Origin of the sequence: Microbacterium azadirachtae, from assembly GCF_000956505.1 — a bacterium.
Classification (GTDB): Bacteria; Actinomycetota; Actinomycetes; order Actinomycetales; family Microbacteriaceae; genus Microbacterium; species Microbacterium azadirachtae_A.
On record NZ_JYIX01000025.1, the window covers coordinates 62,763 to 79,132 of the forward strand.

General features: G+C 70.8%; 13 protein-coding genes. 8 read left to right on the forward strand and 5 right to left on the reverse strand.

The genetic code is table 11. The features are described 5' to 3' along the window. Positions 1 to 168 precede the first annotated feature (168 nt). Positions 169 to 1,215, reverse strand: coding sequence for a LacI family DNA-binding transcriptional regulator (locus RS86_RS03270; protein ID WP_045270801.1), 1,047 nt, complete (start codon positions 1,213 to 1,215; stop codon positions 169 to 171). Between the two features lie 304 nt (positions 1,216 to 1,519). On the opposite strand from RS86_RS03270, the gene uxaC reads away from it, so the two are divergent. After that, positions 1,520 to 2,932, forward strand: a complete 1,413-nt coding sequence (gene uxaC, locus RS86_RS03275; protein WP_045270802.1) for a glucuronate isomerase — start codon at positions 1,520 to 1,522, stop codon at positions 2,930 to 2,932. Continuing rightward, entirely contained in the window at positions 2,929 to 4,287 is a 1,359-nt protein-coding gene (locus tag RS86_RS03280; RefSeq protein WP_045270784.1) for a mannitol dehydrogenase family protein, read from the forward strand. Before uxaC ends, RS86_RS03280 begins: the two co-directional genes overlap by 4 nt. 125 nt (positions 4,288 to 4,412) lie before the next feature. On the opposite strand, the gene RS86_RS03285 is transcribed toward RS86_RS03280, so the two are convergent. Together RS86_RS03285 and RS86_RS03290 are read right to left on the reverse strand one after the other, a co-directional pair. Then, positions 4,413 to 5,510: a LacI family DNA-binding transcriptional regulator gene (locus tag RS86_RS03285; RefSeq protein WP_045270785.1), complete on the reverse strand. Its 1,098-nt coding sequence runs from the start codon at positions 5,508 to 5,510 to the stop codon at positions 4,413 to 4,415. A 104-nt stretch (positions 5,511 to 5,614) separates the two neighbouring features. Next, entirely contained in the window at positions 5,615 to 6,616 is a 1,002-nt protein-coding gene (locus RS86_RS03290; protein ID WP_045270786.1) for a hydroxyacid dehydrogenase, read from the reverse strand. A gap of 136 nt (positions 6,617 to 6,752) precedes the next feature. Here RS86_RS03290 and RS86_RS03295 point away from each other — a divergent pair, with 136 nt between their 5' ends. From RS86_RS03295 to RS86_RS03320, 6 genes are all read left to right on the forward strand, one after another. Next, positions 6,753 to 8,093: an ABC transporter substrate-binding protein gene (locus RS86_RS03295; RefSeq protein WP_152642054.1), complete on the forward strand. Its 1,341-nt coding sequence runs from the start codon at positions 6,753 to 6,755 to the stop codon at positions 8,091 to 8,093. After that, positions 8,090 to 9,058 carry a carbohydrate ABC transporter permease gene (locus RS86_RS03300; protein ID WP_235281575.1) on the forward strand — a complete coding sequence of 323 codons (969 nt, stop codon included), beginning with the start codon at positions 8,090 to 8,092 and terminating at the stop codon, positions 9,056 to 9,058. Before RS86_RS03295 ends, RS86_RS03300 begins: the two co-directional genes overlap by 4 nt. Beyond that, a complete protein-coding gene (locus RS86_RS03305; protein ID WP_045270787.1) occupies positions 9,055 to 9,921 on the forward strand; it encodes a carbohydrate ABC transporter permease in 867 nt (288 codons plus the stop codon). The genes RS86_RS03300 and RS86_RS03305 overlap by 4 nt, the downstream gene beginning before the upstream one ends. A 2-nt stretch (positions 9,922 to 9,923) precedes the next feature. Then, complete coding sequence (locus RS86_RS03310; protein ID WP_045270788.1) at positions 9,924 to 10,685, forward strand: tyrosine-protein phosphatase; 762 nt, start codon at positions 9,924 to 9,926, stop codon at positions 10,683 to 10,685. Beyond that, entirely contained in the window at positions 10,682 to 11,971 is a 1,290-nt protein-coding gene (locus RS86_RS03315) for an alpha-L-fucosidase (protein WP_045270789.1), read from the forward strand. The genes RS86_RS03310 and RS86_RS03315 overlap by 4 nt, the downstream gene beginning before the upstream one ends. Before the next feature lie 111 nt (positions 11,972 to 12,082). Then, entirely contained in the window at positions 12,083 to 13,546 is a 1,464-nt protein-coding gene (locus tag RS86_RS03320; RefSeq protein ID WP_045270790.1) for a polysaccharide lyase 6 family protein, read from the forward strand. Positions 13,547 to 13,726: 180 nt separating this feature from the next. Here the strand turns inward: RS86_RS03320 and RS86_RS03325 are convergent, their stop codons facing one another. Continuing rightward, on the reverse strand, positions 13,727 to 15,259 hold the full coding sequence (locus RS86_RS03325; RefSeq protein WP_082076530.1) for a polysaccharide lyase 6 family protein: 1,533 nt from the start codon (positions 15,257 to 15,259) through the stop codon (positions 13,727 to 13,729). A 218-nt stretch (positions 15,260 to 15,477) separates the two neighbouring features. Then, on the reverse strand, positions 15,478 to 16,230 hold the full coding sequence (locus RS86_RS03330; RefSeq protein ID WP_200892739.1) for a sugar phosphate isomerase/epimerase family protein: 753 nt from the start codon (positions 16,228 to 16,230) through the stop codon (positions 15,478 to 15,480). Positions 16,231 to 16,370 lie beyond the last annotated feature (140 nt).

The following is a 16,370-nucleotide window of genomic DNA, read 5'->3' on the forward strand; positions in this document are numbered from 1 at the left end:
TCCTTTCGCTGTGCGGCGTCCGTGACCGGGGCCTGGGGAGCTGCGGGCTCATTGAACCACGTCGCGACCAGGATTGGCAAACGATTGCCACCACGATGCATCGAACCAGTGGCGCCACGGCGCGCCGGCACGCCCGCGTGCCGGCGCGCGCGTCGGAGGGACCGAGCGTCAGACGGGCCGCACCGGACCGGTCGAGCCGCGGATCACGAGCTCGGTCTCGAGCGACGCCGCCTCGATCGCCGCGGCGTCGTCCGGCTCGACGGCCCCCGCGAGCTCGAGCGCCCTGCGCACCGCGAATCCTCCCGCCGCCGCCAGCGGCGAGCGCACGGTGGTCAGCGCGGGCGAGGTGAAATCGGACCCGAAGATGTCGTCGAACCCGAGGATGCTGAACGTTCCGGGCACGGCGACGCCGTGCTCCGCGGCCGCGCGGAGCAGCCCGATCGCCATGATGTCGTTGTACGCGATCACCGCGGTCGCCCGCGAGGCGATGACGCGCGGCAGGGCTCCGCGGCCACCGTCGATCGTCGGATCGGTCGGCCCGATCGAGGAGATCGTCATGCCGCGACTCTCGGCGCCGGCCTTCAGCGCCTCCCCCCGGCGACGACTCATCCAGGAATCGGCGGGCCCCGCGAGGAACACGAGCGCCGTGTGCCCCAGCAGTTCGAGGTGCGCGAGCGCCTGGTCGATCCCCGGCTCGAGGTCGGGGGTCACGGTCGAAACTCCCACGATCTCGCGGTTCAGCACGACCAGGGGCTTCGTCTCGGCGAGTTCCCGGATCTGATCGTCGGCCAGACGGGTCGTGCCGAGCACGAGGGCGTCGACAGCGGGCAGGATCCGCTCGGCCGAGCGCGCCTCGCGCTCCCCCGACTCCTGCGACTCCGCGATCACGAGCGTGTAGCCGAACTCCCCCGCCGCGTGCTCCGCCCCGCGCACGATGCCGAAGATCACCGGGTTCGTGATGTCGGCGATCAGCAGGCCGAGAGTCTTCGTGCGACCGGTCGGCAGCGCCCTCGCCATCGGATTCGTGCGGTACTTGAGCTGCGCGGCGGCCTCACGGATCCTCGCCTCGGTCTGCGCGTTGACGCGCCCCGGTTGCGTGAGCGCACGCGACACCGTGGACGGGTTCACGCCGGCGAGCTTCGCCACGTCGTAGATCGTGGCGGCCGAGCGGGTTCGGGATCGCGTCGGCCGGGGATCCGCTGCGTCAGCTGCCACGAGCACACTCCTTCAGGATTCGCACCACCGTACCGCGCGCGGCCCCGGTGCCGCTCGCAGCGGGCCGGATCGGATCCAACCGATTGTCAGGCGACGGAGATGCTCGCTCAACCATCGCCGCACCGACCGCAGCCGTGCCGTCCCGACGTGAATGGCAACCGGTTGACATCTTCGAGATCCGGCGGACAGAATACCGAGGAGGCCGCACCGTCTCTGGAGACCGGGGAGGCGCGGGCACCACTGATCCGGCATGCGCGGAACCGGCCGCGCGCCCACGACCGTCCCCGCCATCCAGGAAGCACTCATGCATCTCGAATCCGACCCGGACCGCCTGCTCCCCGTCGATCCGCGCACCCGCGAGATCGCCAGGGAGCTCTATCGGCAGACCGCCGAGCTGCCGATCCTGTCTCCGCACGGCCATGTGGACCCCGGCCTCCTGCTCGACGACGAGGCGTTCGCCGATCCGACCGAGCTGCTGCTGCGCCACGACCACTACGTCACCCGGTTGCTGCACGCCTCCGGCATCGCGCTCAACGAGCTCGCCGTGCCGGATCGCACCGGCGCAGCCCCGACAGCGGACCCGCGCACTGCCTGGCGGCGCTTTTGCGAGAACTGGCATCTGTTCGCCGGGACGGCCTCGGGCTATTGGCTGCACCACCAGTTCGCGGCCCTGTTCGGTCTCACCGAGCAACCCGACGCCGCCAACGCCGACGCCCTGTACGACCGCATCTCCGCGATGCTCACCGCGCCGTCGTTCCGGCCTCGCGCCCTGTTCGACGCGTTCGGCATCGAGTTCCTCGCGACGACCGACGATCCGCTCGACGACCTCGCCGTGCATCGCGCGCTGGCGGCGGATCCTGCTTTCGCCGGACGCGTCGCGCCGACGTTCCGCCCCGACGCCTATCTGAACCCCGCTCATCCCGACTTCACCGCGAACATCGAGCGACTGGCCGCGTGGAGCGGTTCGGCCGCCGACGACTACGACGGCTACCTCGCCGCGCTCGAGGCGCGCCGGGCGCATTTCGTCACGCACGGCGCGGTCTCGGCCGACCACGGCGTCCTGCAGCCGCTCACCGTCGACCTCGGCCCGGACGAGGCGTCCGCGCTGTTCTCGCGCGCCGTGCGCGGTCGACTCGGTGACATCGAGGCGGCGGTGTTCCAGGGGCACATGCTGCTGGAGTCGGCACGGATGTCGGTCGAGGACGGTCTCGTGATGACGGTGCACGCCGGGGTGCTCCGCAACCACAGCACGGCGACGTTCGAGACGTTCGGACCCGACACCGGCCATGACATCCCCCTGCGCACGGGCTATGCGGAGGCGCTGCGCCCGCTGCTGCAGCGCTACGGCAACGCGGACGACTTCCACCTGGTGCTGTTCACCGTCGACGAGACGTCGTTCTCCCGCGAGATCGCCCCGCTCGCGGGCTTCTACCAGAGCCTCTACATCGGCGCGCCGTGGTGGTTCCTCGACGCCCCTGATGCGATCCTGCGCTTCCGCGCGGCGGTGACCGAGACGGCCGGCTTCTATCGCGGATCGGGTTTCGTCGACGACACCCGCGCGTTCCTCTCCATCCCCGCCCGCCACGACATGGCTCGCCGCCTGGATGCCTCGTTCCTCGCCCGGCTCGTCGCCGAGGGCAGGCTGGATGCGCCGATGGCGGGCCGGATCGCGCGGGACCTGGTCGACGCCCTGCCCCGGAAGGCCTTCAAGCTGTGACCGGCACACCCCTGCGCCGCAACCCGGCCTCGGCCGCTGCCGCCCCGCCGCGCATCGTGCACCTCGGGCTCGGCGCCTTCCACCGCGCGCATCAGGCCTGGTACACGGCCCACGCCGCCGACGCGGCCGACTGGACGATCGCCGCCTTCACGGGCCGGGCCCCGAGGGCCGCCGACGAGCTGTCGAGGCAGAACGGGCTGTACACCCTGATCGAGCGCGGCCCCGACCGGGATCGTGCCGAGATCGTGCCGACGATCGCCGAGGCGCACCCTGCGGGCGACGTCGCCCGGCTCGAAGAGCTCCTCGCCGCACCCGCAACCGCGCTCGTGACGCTCACGATCACCGAGCCCGCCTACCGGCTGCGCCCCGACGGCACCCTCGACGTCACTGATGCCGCGGTCGTCGCCGACATCGCCGCGCTGCGCGCCCGCGCCGCGCCCGCGACCCCGCTCGGGCGCCTTCTATCCGGGCTGCGTGCACGGCGTTCGGCGGATGCGGGACCGATCGCGATCGTGCCGTGCGACAACCTCCCCGACAACGGCGCCAGGGTGCGGGCGGCGCTCACGGGTCTCGCCCGAGCCGTGGATCCGGCTCTCGAGGCATGGCTCAGGGAGCAGACCTCCGTCGTGTCGACGTCTGTGGACCGCATCACGCCGCGCGCCACGGACGCGGACCGCGCCACCGCGGCCGCACTCACCGGGTTCTACGACGCCTCCCCGGTGGTCGCCGAGCCTTTCGCCGACTGGGTGCTGTGCGGGCGATTCCCGAACGGACGCCCGCAGTGGGAGACGGCCGGTGCGCGCTTCGTCGACGACATCGGGCCATGGGAGCGCCGCAAGCTGCTGCTGCTCAACGGGGCGCACAGCCTGCTTGCGAGCCAGGGGCTTCTGCGCGGGCACACGACCGTCGCGGAGGCGATGTCGGATCCCGGCATCCGCGCATGGGTCGAAAGGTACTGGGACGAGGCGGTCCGGCACCTGCCCGCGGAGCTCGATCTCGACGCGTACCGCCGCGCCTTGGCCGAGCGCTTCGCCAATGCCCGGATCGCGCACCACCTGGCGCAGATCGCGGAGGACGGCGCCACCAAGCTCGCCCTGCGCGTCGTACCGGTGCTGCGCGCGGAACGGGCCGCGGGGCGCGGTGGCGACGCCTCGCTCGGTGCCATCGCCGCCTGGATCCGTCTCGTTCGCACAGGCGCCGCCGCGCGCGATGCGAAACAGCCTGCGATCGAGCGCGCGCGCCGCTCGGCCGATCCGGTGCGCGCGCTGCTCGCGGTGCTCGATCCCGGCATCGCCACGGACGACGTGGCAGCGGCCGTCACCGCCGCGGAGCCCGCGACGGTGGGTGCCGCCTAGCGCGTCGTCGATCGCGTGCGTGCGTGCGGGCAGCGCCGGGTGCAGCGCGACCTCTCGGACGATTGCTCGTCGCCGCTGCCGCACCCCTGCATGCTCGAAGCCCGGGCGCGGTCTCGGAGGGGTGCTCAGCGACCCTGAACGAGTCCCGGCGTGCTCGCGCGCACGACCACCTCGATGGGGAGCGCCGCCTGGATCCAGTCGTCGTCCACGATCGCCCGGAAGGCCTGATAGCCGGCCTCGTTGAGCGGCAGCCGGACCGTCGTCAGCGCTGGTGTCACATCGCCGCTCGCCGGCACATCGTCGAAGCCGCACACCGCGATGTCCGCCCCGATCTCGCGTCCTGCCTCGCGGATCGCGGAGATCGCACCGAGTGCGACGACGTCGCTCATCGCGAACACCAGGGTGCCGGGCTCGACGCCCTCGGTCAGCGCCTCGGTCATCGCCGCGGCGCCGGACTCGCGCCGGAAGTCGCCGCGCAGGATCCGATCCATCCTGCCGCCGCCGCTCTCGAAGCCACGCGCGAAGCCACCGAGGCGGTCGTCGGAGGTGCGCACGCCCGAGGCGGCGCCGATCCCGATCGCGGTGCGATAGCCGAGTGCCGCCATCCGGCGGCCGAGCTCCTCCGCCCCGCCCCCGTTGTCCAGCACGACCGAGCGTGCGGTGCGGCCTTCGCCGACCTCCTGCCCCTCACCGAATGCGACGACCCTGCCGCCGTAGCGCTCGAACGCCTCCAGCTCGACCGGGGACGTGCCAGGACTCGATGCCAGATCGGCGCGGGAGGCGGCGAGGATGAGGCCCTGTGGCCGCTGTCCGCGCAGGGCGCGCAGGATCCGCTGCTCGCGGTCCGGATCCCGCTCCGTGATCGAGATGGTGACGACGAGTCCGTGCTCATCGGCGCCGCGGGCGACGCCGGCCGCGATCTGGCCGAAGTACGGGTCGGCGATGTCGGCGACGAGCAGCGCGATCACCGGGGAGCGGCCACGAGCCGTCGCCTGCGCCGACACGTTCGGCGTGTAGCCGAGAGCCTCGGCCGCGCGCTCGACCCGCTCCCGGAACCCCTCGGCCACCTTGCGCTCGGAGCCGTTGAGCACCCGTGACGCCGTGGCCAGCGACACACCGGCCTGCAGGGCGACGTCGTGCAGCGTCGCCGCCCGCGAACCGGAGGGCCCGGACGCCGGGTCGGCAGCGGGCTCGGCGGCCGGGGACCGGCGTTCCGGATTCATGCGGTGAGCCTAGCGCGAACGAGTCACGGCGCACGGGCGGCACGACGATACCCGTCCCGCGCCGAGGGGACGAGCAACCGATTGCCGTTTTCGGGCGTGAATCGTCAGGCGATCCGGTCGAGCGCGGCCGGATCCACGCGATGCCGGAGCGGCTGACCCGTGGCGAAGCGCGCCAGCTCTTCGGCGACGAGCCGTCCCATCGCGGCCCGATCCTCCCCCATGGATCCCGCGACGTGCGGGGTGAGCTCGACGTTCTCGAGCCCCCACAGGGGCGAGTCCGCTCGCGGCGGCTCGTCGACGGTGACGTCGAGCAGCGCAGTGAGATCCGGACGCTCCCGCCACACCTCGATCAGGTCTTCCTCACGGATCAGGGCTCCTCGCGCGGTGTTGACGAGGGTCGCCCTTTCCGGCATCCGGCGCAGCAGGCGGGCGTCGATCATCCCGGTCGTCGCGTCCAGCAGGGGCGCGTGCAGGCTGACCACGTCTGCGATCGCGAACAGCTCGTCCAGTTCCACGAGCTCGACTCCGAGGGCGGCCGCATCCTCGGACTGCGCGAACGGATCGGCCGCCACGAGCCGGAACCCCGATCCCCGCAGCCGTTCGGCCACGCGCCGCCCGATCTCGCCCAGTGCGACGAGCCCCACGGTGCGGCCGCGCGCACCAGACGCCGCATCCGCCGCCGCCCGCCGCCGTTCGGCCCTGTAGCGGCGGCGCGCCGCGTGCACGCCGCGGGCGGCCAGCACGATCTGCGCCGCCGCGATCTCCGCGACCGGGTCCGCGTTGGCCGCGGCCGCGGAGACCACGGTGATCCCGCGTCTCCATGCATCGGGCGAAATCAGGTGCTTGACCGAGCCGGCGCCGTGCAGCACCGCCCGCAGGTGGGGCGCATGCTCGAGCAGCCGCGCGTCCACGACCGGCGCACCCCACCCGGTGAGCAGCACCTCGACGTCGGCGAGCGCGTCGGGCTGCGCCGCCAGCTCCTCGGCCGTCAGGAAAGGCCGCACCAGCGTCACCGCGGCGTCGATCCCGGCGAGCACGTCCTCCGGGTAGACGTCACCGCGGCGACGCTCCTCCATGACCAGTCGTGCGCGTATCCGTCCGCCCATTCCGTCTCCTTTCGGCCCGCCCCGACGGGCGAGACATCCGATGAATGATTGACAGCGTCTGCGCACCTACATTAGATTCGCCATCGACGCCTTGCAAAGTGGCAAGCGTTTGCCAAATACGACGGAGAAGCCCCCCATGCACAGCAGAATCCTGCGCACCGCCGCGTTGCTCGGCGTCGCCGCCCTCGCCCTCGCCGGCTGTTCGAGCAGCAGCTCGAGCGGCGGCAAGCCCGCCGTGGCCCAGAATGACAAGGCCGCCCTCGAGATCTGGATCCGCACCACGCCGGGCAGCCCGAGCGAGGCCGCGCAGAAGGCGATGGTCGAAGCGTTCGAGAAGAAGACCGGCTACAAGGCCGAGCTCACCGCGATCTTCGACGACTTCGAGACGAAGCTCGCCCAGCGGGCGGGACAGCGCAAGCTCCCCGACATCGTCATGAACGACATCAGCCAGCTGGGCACCATGCACACGCAGGGCATCGTGCGCGAGGTGAGCTCGACGGATGTGCCGCACTCGAAGGACCTCACCCCGCAGGCCGCGGCCGCGGGCAAGGCGACCGACGGCAAGACCTATGCGGTCCCCTACTCCGCGCAGGCCAACGCCCTGCTGATCCGCAGCGACTGGCTGCAGAAGCTGGATCTGAAAGCACCGAAGACCTGGGACGAGATGCGCAAGGTCGCCCAGGCGTTCACCGCGCAGGATCCGGACGGCAACGGCCAGAACGACACCTACGGCCTCGCGGTGCCCGGCTCCACCAAGCGCGGCTACGCGTCGTGGTACTTCTCCAACTTCCTGTGGGCGGCCGGCGGAGACTTCATCAAGAAGTCCGGCGACAAGTTCGTCCCGGGGATGAGCGACGACGCCTCGGTCAAGGCCATGGAGTGGTACCGCGGCCTGCAGTGCACCGACAAGGTCATGCAGCCGGGAGCGGTCAGCATGGACACCCCGCCGACGAACGAGGCCTTCGAGACCGGCGTCGCGGGCATGTATCTCACCGGCCCCTACATGATGCCCCGGTTCGACAAGTCCCTCGGCGCCGACAAGTACGAGGTCGTCCCCGCCCCGAAGGGACCCAAGGACGCGAGCGTGCTCGCCGAGGGCGGCGCGATCTACCTCATGGCAGGCTCCGACAACGAGAAGGGCCAGAACGCATTCGCCGACTGGTACATCGGCACCGACGCGCAGAAGGCGGGCATGGAGGGCCAGAACGGCACGTTCAGCGTCCAGCTCCCGGTGAACCAGAAGGTGAAGGTCTCGGATGTGCGCGACGATCAGCGCTGGGAGACGTTCGCGACCGCCTATCAGGACAACGGCCGCTACGCGCCCAACATCCCGAGCTGGACGCCGGTGCGCCAGATGACCGCCGACACCGTGAACGCGCTCCTGGCGGACTGCTCACTCGATCTGAAGGGCGAGCTGACCAAGCTCGACGGCAAGCTGACCACCGAACTCCTGACGCAGGGGATCCTCAAGAAGTGACCTACGACATCATGGACACCGCCCGGGCGGAATCCGTGCCGAGCACGGCGACGGAGGCCCTCCTGGTCCCGTCGCCTGCTCGGCGCCGCCGGCGGCGGGCACAGGGGCAGTGGTGGATCCCGTGGGCGTTCCTGACCCCCGCGCTGCTGCTGTTCCTCGTCTTCCGCTACATCCCGATGGTCCAGGCCGTCCAGATGTCCGTCGAGAACGTCCGCCCCTACCTCGGCAACGAGTTCGTCGGGACGGCCAACTACGAGACGATCCTCTCCTCCCCCGACTTCCGCAGCGCGGCGCTGAACACGGTGATCCTCGCACTCGGACAGACCGCGGGCAGCCTCGGCATCGGCTTCCTGCTCGCCCTGCTGCTGGAGGGCCAGACGCGCAAGCTCTCGTTCCTGCGCTCGGCCGCCTTCCTCCCCGTCGTCGTGCCGATGGCCGTGATCGCCGAGCTCTGGCGGATCATGTACTACCCGTCGCCCGACGGATTCCTCAACGCGATCCTCGGCGTCGCGGGGCTCGGCCCGAGCGAGTTCATCAACGCCCCCGGCTCCGCGATGGGATCCATCATGCTGATGGGCATCTGGCGCGGCGCCCCCTACGACATGATGATCATCCTCGCGGGCCTGGCCGGCATCGACCGCGGCCTGTACGAGGCGGCGACGGTCGACGGGGCGAACCGCTGGCAGCGGATCCTGCACGTCACGCTGCCGGGTCTGCGCCCCGTGTTCACGATCCTGTTCGTCCTCGCCGCGGTCCGCGGGTTCCGCGTGTTCACCGAGGTGTTCCTGATGACCAACGGCGGACCGAACGGCGCCACCGAGGTGGTCATGACGCTGCTCTACAAACTCGGCCTGGAGCAGGGCAAGCTCGGCGTCGGCTCGGCCGGCGCGGTGCTGCTGTTCCTCGCCACGCTGGTCCTGACCGTGTTCGTGCAGATCATCACCCGCAGGAGGAAGGACGCATGAGCGCCGGCACCGACACCGCCCTCGGCCTGACCGAGAGCCGCACCCCCCTCGCGATCGCCGTCAAGATCGTGCTCTACGTGCTCGTCGCCGCCCTGTTCGCAGGACCGCTGCTCGCGCTGCTCGTCGGCGCCTTCAGCCAGATCAGCGACCCGACCGAACTGAGCATCATCCCGTCGAAGCCGACCCTGGAGAACTTCGGCATCGCCATCGACTACGGCGTGCTGAACTACCTCGCCAACTCGTTCTTCGTCGTCGGCTTCGGCCTGCTGCTGCAGGTCATCGTCTCGGTTCTGGCCGGCTACGCCCTCGCCCGCAAGCGCTTCCGGTTCTCCGCATTCGTCATGGTCGCGATCCTCGCCACCATGATGCTGCCGGAGGAGATCCTCGCGCTCCCCCTGTCGATCCTGCTCGCGGATCTGCCCCTCGTGCACATCAACCTCATGGGCACGCTCGCCGGCATGATCGTGCCGCTGGGCGCGTGGGCGTTCTCGATCCTCGTCATGACCGAGTTCATGAAGGACGTGCCGATCGAGCTCGAGGAGGCCGCCCGCATCGACGGCGCCGGCGAATTCCGCGTGTTCGCGCAGATCATCCTGCCGCTGTGCAAGCCCGCTCTCGGCGTGGTCGGGGTGTTCGGCTTCACCATGATCTGGGATCAGTACCTGCTTCCTCTGCTCGTCTCGCAGAGCAACGCCACGTACACCCTGCCGCTCGCCCTGCGTACTCTGCGCATCGACCCGGCGGTCACGCCGGGCGTGATCATGGCCGCGTCCCTGCTCGCGCTCGCGCCGTCGGTCATCGTGTTCCTGCTCTTCCAGCGCTCCTTCGCCCGCGGGCTCACCTCCGGCGCGCTCAAGGGCTGATCATGACGGTGATCGAGGTCGAGGGCGTGGTCGGTCTGCGCGACGTGGGCGGGATGCCCGCCGGCACGGGGCGGGTCAGGACCGGGCGCCTGTTCCGGTCAGGGGCGCTCGCGGGGATCGACGCTGAGGGCGCTGCACGCATCAGCGCCCTCGCCCGGAGGATCGTCGACCTGCGCTCGATCGAGGAGGTCGCGGCGGCGCCCACCCCGATCGACGGGGTGCCGATCATCGCGCTGCCGCTGTACCACGGCTCCCCCCGCTCGTTCTTCGAGCAGGGCTACGACCTGGTCGGGATCTACCGTCATCTACTCGCCGAGTCGGCGCCGGAGCTCGTCGCGGCCGTGCGCGCGATCGCCTCCGGCGAGCCGACGCTCGTGCACTGCACAGCAGGCAAGGACCGCACAGGCCTCGTGATCGCACTCGCCCTCTGCGCGGTCGGGGCCGACCGCGACGCCGTCATCGCCGACTACGCCCTCACCGCCGCGCTGATCCCGGAGGCCGAGCGCCGCGCGACGAGCGAGCGCCTGCGTCGCGCCTACCCCGACTCGCCGCATGCGGCCGTGCTCGCCACCGATTCCCCCGCCGAGGCCATGCGCGAAACGCTCGTGGCGCTCGACCGCGATCACGGATCCGCCCGTGCCTTCCTCGCCGCGCACGGTCTCGCCGACGCCGAGCTCGACGCGCTCGACGCGGCACTGCGGGATTCGCACGCCCTCATCGACGCGGATCCGCCCGCCACGACCGACATCGGAGTGAACGCATGACCGCCCCCGCCGACCTCGCCTGGTTCACCGACGCCCGCCTCGGCATGTTCGTGCACTGGGGGCTCTACTCCCTCGCCGCCCGCCACGAATGGGTGAAGAGCCGCGAGCGGATGAGCGACGCCGACTACGAGACGTACCGAGCGCACTTCGCCCCCGACCGATTCGACCCGCGCACCTGGGCCCGCACCGCGCGCGAGGCCGGAGCCGGCTATGTCGTGCTGACGGCCAAGCACCACGACGGGTTCTGCCTGTGGGATTCGGACCTCACGGACTACACGACGATGAGCACGCCGTTCGGGCGCGACGCCGTCGCCGAGTTCGTCGAGGCCTGCCGCGCCGAAGGACTGCGGGTGGGCCTGTACTACTCCCTCATCGACTGGCACCACGCCTCCTTCCCCGTCGACGGCACCCATCCCCAGCGCGACGACGACGACTTCAAGGCGGAGACGGCCGACCGCGATGTGCGCGGCTACCAGCCCTACCTGCACGGGCAGGTGCGCGAGCTACTCACCCGTTACGGCCGCATCGACTACCTGTTCTTCGACTTCTCGTACACCCACCGCCCGGACTACTGGGGCGGCAAGGGCGCCGAGGACTGGGACGCGGAGAGGCTCCTCGCGCTGGTCCGAGAACTGCAGCCGGGCATCATCGTGAACGATCGCCTCGGGATCCCCGGCGACATCGTGACCCCCGAGCAGTATCAACCGCTCACGCCGATGACCCGCCGGGGCGAACCGGTGCCGTGGGAGGCGTGCCAGACGCTCAACGGCAGCTGGGGCTACGACCGCGACAACCACGAGTTCAAGACCGCGGAGGCGCTCGTCCGGTTGCTCGTCGACGGCGTCTCGAAGAACGGCAACCTGCTGCTCAACATCGGCCCCGACGGCCGCGGCCGGCTCGGAGCGGACGCCGAGAGGACCTTCGGCGGGATCGCCGGGTGGATGGCCGATCATGCCCGCGCGATCCAGGGCGCGGGTCCCGCGCCCTTCGCGCCGCCGACCGACGTCCGTTACACGCTGCGCGGCGACCGCCTGTACGCGCACCTTTTCGCCTGGCCGTTCCGGCACCTGCACCTGCCGGGGCTCGCCGGACGCGTACGGTACGCCCAGCTCATGACCGACGCCTCCGAGTTGGTTCCTCTGCAGGTGGATCCGGATCGCGTCGCGCAGAACACGCTCATGGGCGGCCTTCCCGAAGGCACCCTCACCCTTCAGCTCCCGCTGCAGCGGCCCGATACGGCCGTGCCCGTCGTGGAGCTGTTCCTGACCGACGACGCGATCGCCTGAGGATCGTCCCTCCGAGCGCCGCCTGCCCACCCCAGTCCCCGAGTCATCGAGGGGACCGCCGTCGACCCTGCGCCGAGATGCGGTGCAGGTCATCTCTCAACGAGGAGGATCATGAAGAGACGCACATTCATCCTGTCCGCCGCCGGTGCCGCCCTGGCGCTGACGGCCGTCCCCGGTGCCGCGCAGGCCGTCGGCCCGCATGCGGGCGTGCCGACGCTCGCCGGCCGCGGACCGTACACGTTCGTGTCGGATCTCACCGCCCTGCAGAACGCGATCGACACGGTGACGGAGGGCGCGACGATCGTCGTGGCCGACGGCACGTATGCGGTGCCGGACGGATCCCCGATCCGCCTCTCCGGCGTGGGCGGGCGGTGGAACAAGCACCTCACGATCACCGCCGAGAGCATAGGCGGCGTCACGTTCACGGGCGCGCAGAGCTTCGTGTTCGACGGCGCGCACCATGTGACCCTCAGCGGGTTCGTGTTCATGCAGTCCACCACGTTCGAGATCCCCGCCTCGTGTCAGGCGATCACGCTCAGCCGCAACGAGTTCGTCCTGGCCGACATCGAGGGTCTGCACAATGTGATGGTGCGTGCGGACGACACCGTGATCGAGTACAACCACTTCCACGGCAAGTCGACGCTCGGCATCTACCTCGGCGTCGAGGGCGGCGGTGCCACCGACATGGCCCAGAACGTGCACATCCACCACAATCACTTCTCGGACCACACGTTCCCCGGCGACAACGGCGGCGAGCCGATCCGCCTGGGCGTGAGCCCTCGGGCGCTGAGCAGCGCGCACGCGATCGTCGAGTACAACCTGTTCGAGCGGTGCAACGGCGACCCCGAGGCGATCTCGGTGAAGTCGAGCGACAACACGGTGCGGTACAACACCATCCGGGACTCCCTCGGCGGCATCGTGCTGCGGCACGGCAACCGCACCCGGATCGAGTCGAACCACATCCTGAACGGCGAGAACGGCGTCCGGATCTACGGCAACGACCACGTGATCGTGAACAACCTCATCACGGGAATCCGCGGCTCGGCGATCGTGATCGGCTGCGGCACGCTGCGCGACCACTACGAAGGCGAGCCCTCGAGCTCCCGCTCGAAGAACGACGCTCCCGACCGGGTCCGGATCGCGCTGAACTCGCTCATCGACGTGGGCGGCGGCATCATCGGCGAGACCGCGCGGCCCATCGAACCGCGCGACTGCGTGATCGTGGACAACCTCGTCGTCTCCGATCGGGGCTCGCTCGCGCTCGTGCCGAAGTCGCAGGGCTTCACCTGGGCGGGCAACATCCTGTGGGGCGCCGCGGCGACCGGCGATCTGCCGGCATCGGGGTACACCTCGGCGGATCCGCTGCTCGAGACCGACGCCGAGGGCCTGCCACGGATCGGCGCCGGCAGCCCCGCGATCGACGCCGCCGCCCAGGACCACACGGCCTGGGTGACCGACGACATCCTGGGCCGGCATCGCACCGGCGCTGCGGACGTCGGGGCGCACGAGTCCTCCTCCGCGCACGCGCGGCGCACGCCGCTGCACGCCGGGGATGTGGGTCCGCAGAGCGCCTGAGCATCGGCGCACGGCGAAGGGGCCGGATCGGAGAGTTCTCCGATCCGGCCCCTTCGTGTCCGCCCCCGTCGAGGCGTCTCACGACCGCGACATGGCATACGGTTGCCATCCGCGAGTCCCGCCGCCGTACGCCGGCGACCGCCGGAAAGGGCGCCGGCCCGATCCCGGCGCCCTTCACGGTCAGGGGGCGCTCGGGCCGACGTCGGTCGTGGTCAGCGGAGCCCTGGTCGCGGGGGTGCCGGTGACCTCCTGAGCGCCGATGTCGTACACCCCGGTGCGCGCACGCCCATCGAGATCGTCGGTGACCCAGTTCGCGTGATTCGTCTGCGTCGCCGCGTTCACGGCCGGGCTGGAGGTCGTGATCTTCCAGGTCCCGGCCGCGTCCTGGGCGAGCAGCGGATCCACCCGGGTGAAGCCGACCTTCGGGATGTTCCCGTTGGCCGCGGATCCCCAGATGATGTTGCCTCGCCAGTAGAAGTCCTGCATGAGCGGGACGTTGCCGAGGTAGCCCGTCTGGCCGCGCACGATGTTGTCCACGATGGTGACGTCGAGCGGCGGAACCGTGCGGTTGGTCTCCCCGACGATCCCGCCACCATTGTCGACGAGCGTGTTCAGCGCGATCCGGATCCTGTCGGGAGCGTCGTTGCCGCGACGCGAGTCCGCCGGCTCTCCTGCATAGTGGTCACGCTCCGTGCCGGATCCGATGACGATGCCGTCCTTGCTCAGGCCGGCCACGTAGTTGTTCACGATGACGTGGTCGTTGCCGTAGATGCGGATGCCGTTGGCGCCGCCGATGATCCGGTTGCCGACCACCGCATTCCCGTTCCCGTGCCGCAGCACGATTCCGCCGACGCTGTTGCGGATGGTGTTGTAGCGGATCGTGTTCCCGCTCGATTTGACGGAGATCGTCTCCGGGTCGCCGTTGGCGTTCTCGAAGAGATTGTTCTCGATGATGGCGCCGGCGGCGCTCAGCGCGCGAGGGCTGACCCCGAGGCGGATGCACTCGCCGCCGTTGGCTCCGGTGAAGCTCTGGTCGGAGAAGTAGTTGTGATGCACCCGCACGCCGGTGGCCATCTCGGTGGTCCCGGCGCCCTCGATGCCCAGGTAGACGCCGATCGTGCTCTTCCCGTGGAACCAGCTGTACTCGACGACGGAGTCATCGGCGCGCACCATCAGGTTGTGCTCCGCGCTCTGGGCGAAGGCGAACTCGTCGCGGCTGAAGGTGATCGCGTGGCTGTCCGCCGGGACCTCGAGGGTCGTCGACTGCGTGAAGCGGAAGCCGTGGAGCACGACGTCGTGCGCCGCCGAGAACGTGAAGCTGGAGGTGCCGGTGAGAGTGACCCCGCCGACTGTCGCGGCTTTGATCGTGACCGGGTTGCCGGTCGCCCCTCCGCCGGTGACCGCGATCGGCGATCCGACCGCGTAGGTGCCGTTGCTGAGGATGATCGTGTCGCCGGGCTGCGCCGCCGTGATCGCGCTCTGCAGCTGGGCGAGGGAGCTCACCGTGACGGCAGACGCCGCGCTGGGCTGGATATCCTCCGTCACCCCCGCAGAACCCGCCGGCACCGCAGCGAGGGGGCCGACACCGGCGGCCGCAGCCTGTGCGGCGTCGGGGGAGGGAGCGGGATGCTCGGCGGCGCTCGCGACGCCCGCGCCGCTGAGCACCAGCGCCGCGGCCGCGGCGACCGCGAGCAATGATCGAGTGGTCTTCATCTGGGCTTCCGATCTTCTTCGATGGATCACCGCCTGCGCTGCCGGGCGACGGCCGCGACGCGCACCTGTCCCGCGACGCGGAACGCCTTCGTGCAGCGCGCGGCGGATCTCGTGGGGAAACTGCCTTCCGTCCGATCATGGCGAGATCCGGCGAAAATGGCAAGCGTTTGCCACTCTGGGTTCAAGGCTCGCCGAGCCCTCGCGGGGCCCGCCGCCCGTCAGCCGAGGTACCCGCGCAGAGCCGCGGCTTCTGCGGCGAGCGCGGCGGGATCGTCGCCCGGCACGAATTCGAGCAGCGCATCGCGCGGGGGCGCCGGCATGGCGGCGGCTGCGGCCGCGAACGCCGTCCACAGGCTCGCCCGGGCGGTGAGCGGGAGCCGCTCCGCCACGGGCCACCACGAGAACACGTGCACGGCGGAGACCCGGTCGGCGAGGCGCTCGTACTCGGCCACGGCGACCTCGTCGGGCGCCGACACGGTGGGCTGCCAGTACGTGGACAGGTGCGGGCTGGCGACCTCGGCCAGCACGCGCAGCGTCTGCTCGGCGTCGTCGGCGAGCGTACGCCCGTGGAACTCCAGAGCGAGCGAGATCCCGCGGCGGCCTGCGTGCTCCGCCGCCCCCGCGAGCGCGTCGATGACCTCGACGCGCTGGGCAGCGGTGGCGTCCGCGGATCCGATGCCCCCCGCCCACACGCGGATCCGGTCGGCGCCGAGCGCCTCCGCCGAGTCCAGGACCGGGGCGATATCCTCCCCGGCCTGCGCGCGGAAGTACGAGCCGTACGAGCAGACCGCGAGTCCCGCGTCGGCCGTGATGCGGGCGACCTCGGCGGCGCGCGCGGCATCGCCCGGGGGCACGTGCACATCCCCGCCCCACTCGATGACCTGCAGCCCCGCGTCGGCGGCGAGCACCGCGATCGCGGCCGGATCCAGCTGCCGGAAGGTCACGGAGCACAGCCCCGGTCGGATGTTCATGCGGTCAGCCTTTCATGTGGGGACGCTCTCCTTGACCGCACCATCTGTCCGCGAGACTCCAACTGGGCGACGAGACTGCGGCTGTGGAGCGCAGTCTCGTCGCCCAGTTGGAGTCTCGCGGTCAAGGGACGGGCATGAGA

Coding starts and splice junctions, on each gene's coding strand:
- uxaC (WP_045270802.1), top strand. CDS start 1,520: ATGCATCTCGAATCCGACCCGGACCGCCTGCTCCCCGTCGATCCGCGC.
- RS86_RS03320 (WP_045270790.1), top strand. CDS start 12,083: ATGAAGAGACGCACATTCATCCTGTCCGCCGCCGGTGCCGCCCTGGCG.
- RS86_RS03305 (WP_045270787.1), top strand. CDS start 9,055: ATGAGCGCCGGCACCGACACCGCCCTCGGCCTGACCGAGAGCCGCACC.
- RS86_RS03290 (WP_045270786.1), bottom strand. CDS start 6,616: ATGGGCGGACGGATACGCGCACGACTGGTCATGGAGGAGCGTCGCCGC.
- RS86_RS03310 (WP_045270788.1), top strand. CDS start 9,924: ATGACGGTGATCGAGGTCGAGGGCGTGGTCGGTCTGCGCGACGTGGGC.
- RS86_RS03325 (WP_082076530.1), bottom strand. CDS start 15,259: ATGAAGACCACTCGATCATTGCTCGCGGTCGCCGCGGCCGCGGCGCTG.
- RS86_RS03330 (WP_200892739.1), bottom strand. CDS start 16,230: ATGAACATCCGACCGGGGCTGTGCTCCGTGACCTTCCGGCAGCTGGAT.
- RS86_RS03285 (WP_045270785.1), bottom strand. CDS start 5,510: ATGAATCCGGAACGCCGGTCCCCGGCCGCCGAGCCCGCTGCCGACCCG.
- RS86_RS03315 (WP_045270789.1), top strand. CDS start 10,682: ATGACCGCCCCCGCCGACCTCGCCTGGTTCACCGACGCCCGCCTCGGC.
- RS86_RS03295 (WP_152642054.1), top strand. CDS start 6,753: ATGCACAGCAGAATCCTGCGCACCGCCGCGTTGCTCGGCGTCGCCGCC.